Source organism: Gorillibacterium sp. CAU 1737 (assembly GCF_039888655.1).
Lineage (GTDB): Bacteria > Bacillota > Bacilli > Paenibacillales > NBRC-103111 > Gorillibacterium.
Genome location: NZ_JBDQQO010000009.1, coordinates 1 through 12,414, shown reverse-complemented (window position 1 = coordinate 12,414; position 12,414 = coordinate 1). Strand labels below are relative to the sequence as shown.

Below are 12,414 nucleotides of genomic sequence, written 5' to 3'. Positions count from 1 at the left end.
CTTCTGGGGGGGAGCTGAGGTTTAGCTCGACCTCTTCTTCACGGGCATTACGGCCAGCACGTTCTCGTTCTTGAACAAGCGGGGAGCATGCCGCGACCAGCAATAGGCGGTCATCCCATCGGGATCGGCCGACAGCACGCGAATCCTCCGCTGGGTAAGCCGATTCTCCCGATCCAGATAAATGATATCGACGTTCTTTCCTACATACCGTTCAAAAGGGGTCATCATTCAGGAATCCTCCTCATTCCTCATTCCGGATCTGAAATTTCCTCATTCTACATGTTCCTCATTCCGCTTCCGCATGTAGAAGCTCCGTTCCCCTTCTTTCACGTTGAGAAAACAGGAACTTCTGTTCCCCCTTAGTATACTCCACTCTCTGCCAGTTATGCAAACCTATGTTCGTATTTTTTGTGTATTTTGCGCGAACGGCTTCCTAATCTTCAACGGAGGGGGCTTAGTTTGCCAAGGAATGCGCAGCCAAGTAAAATAAGTGGAGTTATCCACTGAGTTGTCCACCGATTTGGGTAGTTATCCACAGTTTTATCCACAACATGTTAACAACGAATGAATGTTCGTTTTTTAGCATGCCGAAAGGAAGAGTCGGATGTCTGAAACCGCTGACCTGCACGAGCACTGGATGAAAGAAGCGCTGCGGGAGGCCGAGAAAGCCCGTGATATCGGCGAAGTGCCCATCGGGGCGGTGATTGTCAGGAATGGCGAGATTATCGGGCGCGGTCATAATCTCCGGGAGATTGCCGCCGATCCGACTGCTCATGCGGAGATGATCGCCATTCGCCAAGCCAGCGAAGCAATTGGAGCTTGGCGGCTGCTCGACTGCACGCTCTACGTAACGCTAGAACCCTGCCCTATGTGTGCGGGGGCCATCGTTCAGGCGCGGGTCCCTGCCGTTGTATATGGAACGGAAGACCCGAAGGCCGGATGCGCCGGAACACTCATGAATCTCCTGCAGGAGCCGCGATTCAATCACCGGACAGAGGTAATCGGTCCAATGCTTCAGGAGGAATGCGCCGGCATCCTTACGTCCTTCTTCCAGGACTTGCGCCGCAGATTGAAAGAAGAAAGGAAGGAACGTTCTTGAGATCCTCAAAATGGCTTATTCTCGCCGGAGCATGCAGCTACGGCATTCTCTCTACCTTTGTCGTCTTCGCCTATGACCAAGGCTTCACGGTCGACGAGGTCGTAGGAGGGCAAAACTTCCTCGGGTTTTTGCTGATGGCCCTCACCTTCGGCATGTCCCGGTTGGCTGCCAAAAAGAAGGCCGCCTCCGCTCCCTCCGGCTTTGGCCGACTCAGCATCGGCAATAAGCTGCGGGGCAGGGATTACGCCGGACTGCTCGCGGTCGGGCTGCTGATGGCCTCCACCGGGATGCTGTACTACGGAGCCCTCTCCTACATCCCGGCTTCCCTTGCGATCGTCCTGCTCTTCCAATTTACCTGGATCGGGGTGCTCATCGACGCGCTTCTGCTGCGGCGCAGACCCTCGGGCTTGGAATGGGGCTCCATCGCGGTACTCTTTGCCGGAACCCTGCTTGCCGGAGGAGTCGTCGGCAGCGGCTTGGGTGAAGTGAAGCCGCTGGGCATTCTGCTCGGCCTCGGCTCGGCCGTGACGTACGGCCTCTTTATTCTGCTCAGCGGACGGGTGGCGCCGGGAGGAGCCCCGCTCTCCCGAAGTCTCACCATGAGCCTCGGCTCCGTCACGCTTACCTTCCTGGTTTATCCTCCTGTTTTCCTGACCAACGGAGCGCTCCTGAACGGGCTCTTGCTGTGGGCGCTGCTGCTCGCGCTCTTCGGCGCCGTCATTCCGACGCTCTTCTATGCCATCGGGGTGCCGGGAACGGGCGGTACGCTCGCCTCGATCCTGAGCGCGGCCGAGCTTCCCACTGCGGTCCTGATGTCCGCCTTCGTGCTGCGCGAGAGTGTCACCCTGCTGCAATGGTTCGGCGTCCTCGTCATTCTGGCAGGGATTGTTCTGCCGGAGTGGTCGAAGCTTCGCGGAAGTCGGTAAAGCGCCATGGGCCGTCTTGCGACTCTTTCCGTCCGCAACCCGAAGCGATTTTGCGCCGCCATTCTGCTCGTTACGCTTCTGCTCAAGGTCGTACTTGTCTTCGCCTGCGGCGAACGGTTCGACTACCAGTCCGATGACCGGGAATACCTGCGCTCCGCTCGCATTCTCTTGGAGCAGGGAACGCTGACCTATAACGACCCCAGCCGCCCGACGGCCTTCATCACCCCGGCTTACCCTGGCTTTCTTGCGCTTCTCATGCAAGCATTCGGCACGGGGACGGAAGTCGCCCAAGCCGCCCGCATCGTGCAGGCGGTGCTGGTCACGGTGGCCCTCTGGCTGCTGTTTCGAATCGGGACCCGGCTGTTTGAGGAGCGAACAGCGCTTCTTGCCGTTGTCCTGTGCAGCCTTTATCCGCCGCTCTGGCTGATCTCCAATTTCTTGTTTACGGAGTCACTCTTCCTCACCGCGCTCCTCCTTCTCCTTGCCATCTCGCTCCGCGCCGAAGAGAACCCGACCATCGGCATGGCCGTCCTCTTCGGTCTCGTATGGGCGGCGGCTGTCTATGTCCGCCCCACGGTCGCCCTGTGGCCGGGCCTCTTTTTCCTGCTGCTCGCCATCCGTCGAACGATCCCCTTGGGGCGTCTCGTCCGCTTGGGGCTTGTCGCAGCGCTCGCTTTCTCGCTCTGTCTGGCGCCCTGGTGGGTGCGCAATGAGCGAGTCTCCGGGGGAGCCTTTATCCCGCTCACCCAGTCGTCGGGCAATCCGCTGCGGCTCGGCACTTATCCATGGACGGTGCCCGCTCTCTTCCTGGACGAGCAGCGCACCTGGCACAGCACCGATAACCTGTGGGTGAACGACAAGCTTGACCAGGAGCAGGCCGTCGAACGAATAAAAGACGGGTTCTCCCATCATTTCTGGGTCTATGCGAGCTGGTACACCGTGGGCAAGTTCCTCCTCTTCTGGGGAGATGTGTTCTATTGGCTCCCGCTACCCGGCGTCCCGCTCGCCTTGGCCATCGCCGCTCACTACTTGTTCCTCATTCCCGGCTTCATCGGATTTTGGCGGCGGCGCAAGGATCGCAACGTGCAGACCCTGATCAGCCTCCTGGGCTACTTCTCCGTCCTGCACATGGTGTATCTGCCCCATTCCCGCTATGCGCTCCCGCTCATGCCACTGGTTCTTCTGCTTGCGGCCGCCGAGCTGCGCAGGCGTTGGCGGAAGCCGCATGCTCTACAATGAAACGGACAATCTCCTAATAAAAACGAGACGCGTTCCAGTCGTGGGTAACGACTGGAACGCGTCTCGTTTTCCTATAGGCAGCCATCCTCGTATCGGCCTGTTACAGCGGAAAGCCCGCTTCCATCAGCGCCAGCGCTTCGTCTGCCAAATCTACAAATTCTCTCTCGGGGTGCTCGTTATAGTGCATCTGCACGGAGACCATGATGCCGACCAACGCCGCTGCCAGCGCGCGGATCTTCAAATCATCAGGGTCGCAGCCTTGCCGCTCCGCGATTATCGTCCCAATCATATTCACGGTTCCCATTACCTGCTGGAGCAGAGGCGCGCGCAGCTCGGGGATGGACATGGTCAGGGAAATACGATCCCACAGCGCCGTTCGCTCCTCTTCGGAGATGGTGGAGTATCCTTCGCGCAGGGCGTTGCGAAAGGCGCGAATGGGGTGCAGCCCTTCCGGCTGCTTGCGATAGTTCTCGACCAACAACGGGTCGTAATCGTCTTCCACCACAACGGCTTCCTTCGTCGCAAAATAGCGGAAAAAGGTGCTGGGCGAGATCTCCGAGAGTTCCGCAATCTGCTCGACCGTCGTCGCTTGATACCCTTGCTCCCGGAACAGCTGCATAGCATTGCTTTGAATCGTTGCTTTCGTCTTTACCTTTTTGCGCTCACGCAATCCAAGCTTGGGCGGGTTTTCATCCGGCACAGCTATCCCTCCATAAACCTGTCAAAGCCCGCGATCGTGCGGGTTTTCTTCAGTTTACCTTTTTTTCAGCAGGAGGGACAGCCCATGACGATGCGTTCACGCGCTCACGTCGGATTCACCCTGGCCCTTGCCCATCTCCGAGTGACGGGGAAGAAACAGAATCGCCAGGAGGAAGCTGACTGTGGCAATGCCGCCGCAGATCCACAACAGTTGGCCCATCCCGCCGATATAAGCGGCCTGTATCCGCTCCAGCAGGTCCTCCAGCTTCAGCTTGCGGGCGATGGCCGCCCCGGCGGAGACGCTGCTCTTCATGGCATCGGCCGTCTGACCGGGAAGGCCCTCGAGAGGGAGGCGGCTCCGGTACGCGGAGTTGAGAACGGAGCCGAGCACCGCGACCCCAACGGCCCCGCCCACCTGGCGCAGCGCCATAATCAATGCGGAGCCGACGCCTCCGCGTTCCTCGGTCAGCTCACCTACGGCCAAGTCCATCGAGGTGGGGAGCGCAAAACCCAAGCCCACGCCAAACAGGGTAATCCAGAGGGCGACAAAGGCATAACTGCTCTCCAGTTGAGTAGCGGTCCCTAAGATCAGACTGCCGGCAATCACGGCAAACCCCAAGGAAACAACGACTCGCGCGCTCAGCCTTTTGATGAGGGCGTCCGAGCCTTTTGCACCCACCATCATTCCCCCGATCATAGGAAGCAGCCTCAGACCGGTGTCGAATGCGTCAGCACCTTTTACAGCTTGAAAATACTGCGGCATCACGAACAGCAGCCCGAACATGGCAAAGGACACGCAGGTGGCCAGCAGCGTCCCCCAAGTAAAGCGGGAGGAACGGAACAAAGACAGGTCAATCAGCGGATGACGGGCTTTGCGCTCCCAAGCCACGAAGAGGGCGAGGAGCAATACCCCGGCGGCCAGGGCAAGGAGGGCCATTCGATCATCCCAGCCGTGCTCTCCCGCCCGGATGATCCCGTAGGTAACGCCAACAAGCCCTGCACTAGAGCCGACCACCCCGGGGAAATCCAACGAAACGCGTTCCTGGCTGCGCGATTCCGGCATCAGCAGCCCGACGGCCATTAAGGCAACCGCAATGAGCGGAAGGTTGATGAGAAAGACCGAACCCCAATGATACTGGTTCAAGAGCCATCCCCCAACGATGGGGCCAAGGGGAATGCCCAGCATGTTCACCGTCATCCAGACGGTCATTGCCTTCGTGCGCTCTGCCCCTTTAAACAGCACAGGAAGAATCGAGATGGAGAGCGGCATGAGAAAAGCCGCACCCAGGCCAAGCAAGGTCCGCATCCCGATCAGCATGGCGGGGGTATTCGAGACAGCGCAGGCAGCGGAGGCTCCGCCAAACAGGAGCAGGGAAAGGAGCAGCAGTCGTTTGCGTCCAAATCGATCGCCCAGCATACCGGCAGGCAGCAGCATGGCTGCCATAACAAGGTTGTACGAGTCCAAAATCCATTGCAATTCGCTCGTGGAGGCCTGCAGGTCCATAGCCAAAGTAGGCAGCGCCACGTTGAGGACCGTCATGTCCAGACCGACGGCTAACAAACCCAAGGCCAGCGAGAGGAGTACCCACCAGCGGGACTTCTCCGAACGTACCATTTTCCATCACCCTTTAATAATAGTATGAACTTCATAATTGGATATTATTACTTTTGATAGTCACTGTCAAATTAAATACTATCTCACTTCAATCGTCCTCTGCGTTCCTTCTTCCTTATTGCTTTTCCTTCTTAATAATTTTGCTCGTTTGGACAGGGAAAACCGATGGTTCTGTCGAATCTAAATGACATCGGATGTAAAGCAGGTGCGCTATGGTGAAAGAGTTGATCGTCAACGGCTCGCTGTTGATTTCCTTTTTGTTTTTCTTCTATCAAGTTTCGGATCGAATGGAGGGCCGCCTTCGCCCCCGCGCCAGGCAGTTCGTCCACGGGCTCGCCTATGGAATCCTCGGCATTCTCCTCATGGTCTTTACCGTCGCCATCACCGACAAGACGATCATGGACTTTCGGATGATCCCGATTATGCTGGCCGCCTTCTACTGTGGTCCGGCCGCTTCCTTCCTCACAACGGCCATCATTGTGATGGCGAGGGTTACGTTGTTCGGTTCGTCAGGACTGATCTTAACCGTCACCCTCATCAGCCTCCCTCTCTTCGCCCTTGGACTCAACCTGATCAAGAAGCTCGAAGTATCCCCGAAGATTCGGTGGGTTTACGATAATTTGCTCGCTATTTGTACGACCGTCGGCATTTTCTACTTCCTTATTCCCGATCATCAGACCTGGCTCTACACGATCCTGGTCTACAGCACCGTCCTCGTGCCGGTTACCCTGCTGACCTTCCTGTTTGCCGAAAACCAGCAGCGCTCTCTGCAGAACGCCAAGGAGCTCCAGAACAAAACCACCGAGCTCGAGCAGATGTTTGACAAGGTGGGCTCGGCCATCTGGTCCTGGAATCGGGTGACGGGCAAAATGTCCGTCTCGAGCGAAATCGAGACGATCTGCGGGTACAGCCGCCTGCTTCTGGAGGAAGAGCCCCTCCGCTGGCGCTCCCTGCTTCACCCGGATGACAGCCGGACCTACGATGTCACCATCCAAAAGGTGCGGAACGGCGAAAATGTCACCCGCGAATCCCGGCTCATTCAGCCGAGCGGCAAAATGATCTGGGTGCAGGAGTCCTTCCGTCCCGTGCTGGACGAGAAAGGGAACCTGGTCAAAATCATCGGCTCCTTCGTCGACATCACCGAGATTAAGCGGCATGAACAAGCCCTGCGCGAAGGGCGCAATCGCCTCTCCATCACCTTGGACAGCATCGGAGACGGGGTAATCTCCACGAACGCCTCCGGCATTGTTCAATACCTCAATCCAGTGGCAGTCAAGCTGACGGGTTGGACCTCGGAGGAAGCGGTCGGCCATTCCATCGACGAAATCATGCCCATCTATCATGAGAAGACGAGAGAGAAGGTCCCCAATCCCGTCTTCCGGGCGATTGAGGAACGCCGCGCCGTGGATATGCCGCCCGAAACGTGCCTGGTGCGCCGGGATGGCAGCGAGCTTCCCATCGATGACAGCGCCGCGCCGATCCTGAACGAAAACGGGGTCATCACTGGTGTCGTGCTTGTCTTCCGGGACATTCAGGAACGTCGCTTGCAGGAAGAACGCATCCGTCATTTTGCCTTCCACGATGCCCTGACCGGGCTTCCCAATCGCCGGATGTTCCTCGATCGGCTGACGGCCTGCATTGAGCTTCAGCCGACCGGATCTTCACTTGCTCTTTTGTTTATCGACCTGGACCACTTCAAGCTCATCAATGACTCGCTTGGGCATGAGATGGGGGATCAGCTCCTCATCGAAGTGGCCCGGCGCCTGGAGGCTTGCGTGCGCGAGCAGGACACCGTTTCCCGGCTTGCAGGAGACGAATTCACCGTGATTCTGAACGGTGTCACGATGAAAGAAGCCGGAGACTACGCACTTCGCATTAAGCATGCCCTCAGCCGCAAGTATCGGCTGGGGGACAACGAATGCTTCACCAGCCCGAGCATCGGCATCAGCATGTACCCGCAGGACGCCCAGGATGCCGAAGCGCTTATCAAATGCGCCGATACCGCCATGTACCATGTGAAGACCCACGAGAAGAACCATTTCCGCTTCTTCTCTGCCGACCTAAGCGAGAAGATCCTTCGGAAGGTGGAGATCGACAAGGGGCTTCGGGATGCCTTGGAGCGGGATTCGTTGCGCCTGGAATACCAGCCGAAGGTCGACCTGGTCTCCAACCAGTTGACCGGCTTCGAGGCGCTGCTTCGTTGGGATCACCCGGAATGGGGACCGGTGTCTCCAGATGAATTCATTCCCGTCGCCGAGGAGACCGGCCTCATCATTCCGCTCGGCGAGTGGGTGCTGCGCACCGGCTGCCGCCAATTCCGCAAGTGGCTGAGCACCGGCAATCCGGGAGAACGGCTCGCCGTAAACCTGTCGGTGAAGCAGCTCCAGGATCCGGGGCTCCCGGCGCTGGTGGAGCGTGTGCTGGAGGAGGAACAGCTCCAGGCCTCGCAACTGGAGCTGGAGATCACCGAGACGATCATGAAGCAGGGCGAGCAGACGGTTCGCATTTTGCAGCATCTCAAGGATATGGGCGTCTACATCTCCATCGACGATTTCGGTACCGGCTATTCCTCGCTCAGCTACCTGAACCGTCTGCCCATCGATGCCCTCAAGATCGACAAATCATTCATCCGCAACATCTACTCGGATCATGCGGATTCCGAGATCGTCACGACCATCATCACCCTCGCGAAGAGTCTAAATTTGAAGGTCATCGCGGAGGGTGTGGAGACGAAGGAACAGTTGGATTTCCTGAGGGCGAACAACTGTCACGAAGGACAGGGCTACCTGATCGGGCGCCCCTCCCGCCCGGAATCCATCGAGCAGACCTTGCTCAAAGGCTGAACTGTTATTTATTCGAAGCAAAAAAGGCTCGCCTTCCCCTGCTGCGGGGGAGGCGAGCCTTTTTGATTATCGGGTGCGGCAGACCTAGAACAGCTCGCGCCGCTCGAAGAAACGTACGGCCAACTGGGCGGATAGCACGTAGATGAGAACAGCTGCCAGGAGAAGAACCAGGCTGACCCGCGAGGGGGAGAGGCGAGATATGTGATTCGAGAAATTTTTCAACCATTCGGGCGGCCCGCTTCCGTTATTGCCTAACCGGGTGAATACATAACCGCCCGCCATCCCGAACGCAAAGAGCCCCAGAATGACAAAGCGCTGCAAGGTCTGCGCCCGGATCATGCCCAGCTTAAACGCAATGGGAAGGAAAAAGGAGACGACGATAGCAAAAGCCAGAATAACAGCGCTCAGTTGAAGGACCGCGAGCTCCCACGAATCGGAGATAAATCCGAGCGGACGGCCGAGCAGCCAGAACCCTACCGTGAGCGGCAGGAACACGAGGGCGATGCTCACATACTTCGCTCGAACAATTTGCTTGCGGGCCAATGGAAAGGCCAGAATAAGCCGCAACGCATGGTTTTTCTCGTCTTCATAGAGAGACCGGCTGGCATAGCTGTAGCCGACCACAAACACCGGCATGACCATCGCCGTAATACCGGCCTCATCCGTCATCGAAAACACGAAGGTCATGAACAGCCCTGCCAGCACGAAGAGCAGGAGCGACCGTTTCTGCACCGTGATATCCTTCGCAATCAAGGCTAGCATACGAGTTCCTCCCTTTGGCTTCCGCTCAGTCGGACAAGAAGCTCGTCCAGGGTTAGACGGTCGGTCCGGTACTCCGCTCCAGGAAACCGGGCGGCAAACCGGCGGCGAAACTCCGCTCCGTCCTGCACGATTCCACTGTAGCCGAAATCGCCTTCCTTCTTGCCGCACAGGAGGGCATCGAGCTCGGGGCTCTTGCAGCGGTTATCAGCCTTGACGATCGACCAGCCGTCCAACAGCTTGTGCTTCTCCTCGCTCAGCAGAATCCGCCCGTTGTCGATCAGCGTCAGGTAATCCGCGATCTTTTCCATGTCGGAGGAGATGTGAGAGGAGAAGAAGATGGTGCAGTTCTCATCCTGCAAGAGCTCCAGGAACACCTCCAGCAGCTCGCTGCGAACGACCGGATCAAGCCCGGACGTCGGTTCGTCGAGGATCAAGAGCTCCGGGTGATGCGACAAGGCAAGCGCCAGCGACAGCTTGACCTTCATCCCCCGCGACAGCTCCTTGACCTTCTTGCCGGGATCGACCTGAAAGCGATCCAGCCATCCGGCAAACTGCCGGGAATCAAATCGGGAGTAGAACTTCCCGACGAATCGCCCCGTCCAGGCAGCCGTCATGTCCTCGTAAAAGGGCGAATCCTCGCTCACATACCCGATTCGATCCCGGATGCCGATCGGATTGTTGGCGTAGTCCTCGCCAAATATGCGAATACTGCCGCTGTCCCCTTTGACCAGATCCAAAATGCACTTGATGGTGGTGGTCTTCCCCGCCCCGTTGCGGCCAGCAAATCCCATAATATACCCGCGCGGAATGCGGAACGACACATCCTTCAATTCGAACCGCTCGAATCGCTTGCTTAGTCCCTGCACCTCAAGCGCATACTCACTACCTGCCATGTCCACTCCTCCTCCAATTGCTATTCCTTCAGCAAGAGCTCCAGCATCTTCGTGATTTCCTCATCACTCATTCCGAGTGCTCGTCCCGCCGTGATCGCATCCTCCAGGTGCTGCTGCATCCCCTTTAGCTTCGCTTCCCGGACAAAGGCAGCCCCCGCCTGCGCGACGACGGAGCCCTTCCCTTGCCGGGTGACGATAAAGCCATCAGCCTCCAGATCGTCGTACGCTTTCTTGACCGTAATCACGCTGATCTCCAGCTCCTTGGCGAGTGCCCGGATCGAGGGAAGCGATTCCTCCGGCAGAAGCCGCCCGTTCACGATCTGCTCCGTAATCTGTTTCTTGATCTGCTCGTAGAGCGGAAGCGGATCATTGTTCGATAGAATGATGTACAAGCCTTCACCTCGCCAACAACTGTTTATATATCTATATGCACAGTTTACTCCTTTTATGAACAGTGTCAAGAGGAGGCGATTGGTTCTTCCCCGTTTGCTTCTGTGCACCAATTGGCACCCATTCGCCTTATGAAAGCAAACTCCCTTTTATCCTATCTTCACGGTTCCACCGTTCACACCAAAGAGCATGTGCTGCTGCCCTCCTCCTTGTTCCCTTCGGAGTTGGCCGCCCAATTGTTTCAGGCCTCTCGAACATATGACATAGAAAGCTTCGTCCATACCTCCGACGACTCCTTTTATCTGATGCAGAGAACAGAGAAGTCCCTGCCCTATGAAGCACGCATCATAGTCGCCGGCACCGTGCGGGAAGATTTGGAACAAGCCCTTCGCCGCAATGAAATCACCGCATGCAAATTTTCGATTCTTGGCGATATCGAGAAGCTCCACCTTATGCAGGCTGAGTTGATTCGGCAATTTCAGGGCAGCATCAATGTGTTTATTTCCGATAAAGATTGTCTCGATCTCATGCCTCTCAGCGTCTCGAAGGGAGCGGGATTGTCCGTTTTGGCGAAGCATTTGGGACTGCGGCCTGATGAAATCGCATGCATCGGAGATTCGTACAACGACCTCTCCATGTTTGCCTTTACCCCGCATAGCTTTGCGATGGAGAATGCCCCCGATGAGGTAAAAAGAGAAGCCCGCTGTGTCGTCCGCTCCGTTGCCGAAGCCGTGGAGCTTGCCTTTGAAGCCAACCGCTTCATGAGGGGCTGAGAAAGGACTCTCCCGCGTTGAGGCTGTTGCTATCTACATCGGGAAACCACTTCAACCCAATAGCCTTCTGGACACCATCGTGTGATCAGGTTGTGGTCAGGCAACCACCGGCAGCTCCGACTGTTGGGGGTTGCCTTTTACTCGTCCATTCCGAAGCACCTATCCCAATTGGGAGATCGACTAAGAGGTGTCCAGGCTGTTGCCCGACGATCGAACGTTTGAATGTTCCGTTATGGAGTAATGAAAAGTTGACAAAATGTAACCACTTAGTTACAATGAACATGTAATCAAAACGTTACATTAAGTAAGGGGTGAGTTACATTGATTGAAAATCGCATTAAAATTTTGAGGGCTGAACAAAATTGGACTCAAGCTGATTTGGCAGAACTTCTTGGTGTATCGAGGCAGGCCATTATCTCCATAGAGAAATATAAATATACACCTTCCCTGGAGTTAGCCTTCAAAATTGCAAAAGCATTTAACGTATCCATTAATGAGGTATTTATGCTGAAGGAGGATGAGCAATCATGATTTCGAAAACCGTACTGTTGGTTGTAATGCTTGTATTGGGTGTAGGGCTTTTTAGTAATGTCTTTTACAAAGCTATTAAAAGTGTAAAGTACAAAAACGATGAGCGTTGGCAATTGGTTCAGAATAAGGCCAACAAAGCGATATATTGGTACCAAGGTTTGATTACAATCGTACTTGCTGTCGTATTGGTTGTAGATACATTAAATCCTATTCAAATTAGCTTGAGTGTTTCGAATGTAGCATTATCTGCCTTTATGCTGCTGTTTCTCCAACATGGAATTGAATTCGTTTTCTTGATGTATTTTGATAAATCATTATAAGACAGCAGCGGGGTTAGGAAGGCTGGCGCATTAACCCTTTCAGCATCCGAAAGTTGCGCCTCCAAGGGCCATGATGGTATAATAGTGGACGCTGCGTTCCCGTAGCTCAGCAGGATAGAGCGACAGTTTCCTAAACTGCAGGTCGGAGGTTCGAATCCTCTCGGGAACGCCATACATAGTAAATATTATGGGGGCTTCCCAGAATGATATGCTCCCCATATAGTAGACAGGTGAAAAAACAAAGACCTGTTACTGTATGGGGAGTATTTTTATGGAGAAAAAGAAATTTACGGCATTTGAGAAATTAACGATCCTTGAAGAAAT

13 protein-coding genes and 1 tRNA gene are annotated in these 12,414 nt (G+C 55.8%); 8 read left to right on the top strand and 6 right to left on the bottom strand.

Annotated features, from left to right (window positions below):
• Positions 1–21: 21 nt before the first annotated feature.
• On the bottom strand, positions 22–228 hold the full coding sequence (locus AAFN83_RS17360; RefSeq protein WP_347771637.1) for a hypothetical protein: 207 nt from the start codon (positions 226–228) through the stop codon (positions 22–24).
• Positions 229–604: 376 nt separating this feature from the next.
• Here AAFN83_RS17360 and tadA point away from each other — a divergent pair, with 376 nt between their 5' ends.
• Genes tadA through AAFN83_RS17345 form a run of 3 tightly spaced genes read left to right on the top strand, consistent with a single transcriptional unit; the run spans position 605 to position 3,264 of the window.
• Complete coding sequence (gene tadA, locus AAFN83_RS17355; RefSeq protein WP_347771635.1) at positions 605–1,099, top strand: tRNA adenosine(34) deaminase TadA; 495 nt, start codon at positions 605–607, stop codon at positions 1,097–1,099.
• Positions 1,096–2,025 carry an EamA family transporter gene (locus AAFN83_RS17350; RefSeq protein ID WP_347771633.1) on the top strand — a complete coding sequence of 310 codons (930 nt, stop codon included), beginning with the start codon at positions 1,096–1,098 and terminating at the stop codon, positions 2,023–2,025. The genes tadA and AAFN83_RS17350 overlap by 4 nt, the downstream gene beginning before the upstream one ends.
• Positions 2,026–2,031: 6 nt before the next feature.
• Positions 2,032–3,264 carry an ArnT family glycosyltransferase gene (locus tag AAFN83_RS17345; protein ID WP_347771631.1) on the top strand — a complete coding sequence of 411 codons (1,233 nt, stop codon included), beginning with the start codon at positions 2,032–2,034 and terminating at the stop codon, positions 3,262–3,264.
• A 100-nt stretch (positions 3,265–3,364) separates the two neighbouring features.
• Here the strand turns inward: AAFN83_RS17345 and AAFN83_RS17340 are convergent, their stop codons facing one another.
• Positions 3,365–3,964 carry an acyl-CoA-like ligand-binding transcription factor gene (locus tag AAFN83_RS17340; protein ID WP_347771629.1) on the bottom strand — a complete coding sequence of 200 codons (600 nt, stop codon included), beginning with the start codon at positions 3,962–3,964 and terminating at the stop codon, positions 3,365–3,367.
• Between the two features lie 96 nt (positions 3,965–4,060).
• Positions 4,061–5,578: an MFS transporter gene (locus tag AAFN83_RS17335; RefSeq protein WP_347771627.1), complete on the bottom strand. Its 1,518-nt coding sequence runs from the start codon at positions 5,576–5,578 to the stop codon at positions 4,061–4,063.
• 212 nt (positions 5,579–5,790) lie between these two features.
• Here AAFN83_RS17335 and AAFN83_RS17330 point away from each other — a divergent pair, with 212 nt between their 5' ends.
• Positions 5,791–8,421 (top strand): EAL domain-containing protein, encoded by a 2,631-nt coding sequence (locus tag AAFN83_RS17330; protein WP_347771625.1) that lies wholly within the window; start codon positions 5,791–5,793, stop codon positions 8,419–8,421.
• A gap of 84 nt (positions 8,422–8,505) precedes the next feature.
• On the opposite strand, the gene AAFN83_RS17325 is transcribed toward AAFN83_RS17330, so the two are convergent.
• From AAFN83_RS17325 to AAFN83_RS17315, 3 genes are read right to left on the bottom strand one after another with little or no spacing between them, the layout of a single operon-like run.
• The gene (locus AAFN83_RS17325; protein WP_347771623.1) at positions 8,506–9,183 is read right to left on the bottom strand and encodes an ABC-2 transporter permease; all 678 of its coding nucleotides are present in this window, start codon (positions 9,181–9,183) and stop codon (positions 8,506–8,508) included.
• A complete protein-coding gene (locus AAFN83_RS17320; protein ID WP_347771621.1) occupies positions 9,177–10,076 on the bottom strand; it encodes an ABC transporter ATP-binding protein in 900 nt (299 codons plus the stop codon). The genes AAFN83_RS17325 and AAFN83_RS17320 overlap by 7 nt, the downstream gene beginning before the upstream one ends.
• Positions 10,077–10,096: 20 nt before the next feature.
• Positions 10,097–10,468, bottom strand: a complete 372-nt coding sequence (locus tag AAFN83_RS17315; RefSeq protein WP_347771619.1) for a GntR family transcriptional regulator — start codon at positions 10,466–10,468, stop codon at positions 10,097–10,099.
• A 27-nt stretch (positions 10,469–10,495) separates the two neighbouring features.
• Here AAFN83_RS17315 and AAFN83_RS17310 point away from each other — a divergent pair, with 27 nt between their 5' ends.
• The 4 genes from AAFN83_RS17310 to AAFN83_RS17295 all read left to right on the top strand — a co-directional run bounded on the left by AAFN83_RS17310 (position 10,496) and on the right by AAFN83_RS17295 (position 12,262).
• Positions 10,496–11,239, top strand: coding sequence for an HAD-IIB family hydrolase (locus AAFN83_RS17310; protein WP_347771938.1), 744 nt, complete (start codon positions 10,496–10,498; stop codon positions 11,237–11,239).
• 321 nt (positions 11,240–11,560) lie between these two features.
• Positions 11,561–11,770 (top strand): helix-turn-helix transcriptional regulator, encoded by a 210-nt coding sequence (locus AAFN83_RS17305; protein ID WP_347771617.1) that lies wholly within the window; start codon positions 11,561–11,563, stop codon positions 11,768–11,770.
• The gene (locus tag AAFN83_RS17300) at positions 11,767–12,090 is read left to right on the top strand and encodes a hypothetical protein (RefSeq protein WP_347771615.1); all 324 of its coding nucleotides are present in this window, start codon (positions 11,767–11,769) and stop codon (positions 12,088–12,090) included. Before AAFN83_RS17305 ends, AAFN83_RS17300 begins: the two co-directional genes overlap by 4 nt.
• A 95-nt stretch (positions 12,091–12,185) precedes the next feature.
• Positions 12,186–12,262 (top strand) — tRNA-Arg (locus AAFN83_RS17295).
• The last annotated feature ends 152 nt before the right edge of the window (positions 12,263–12,414 follow it).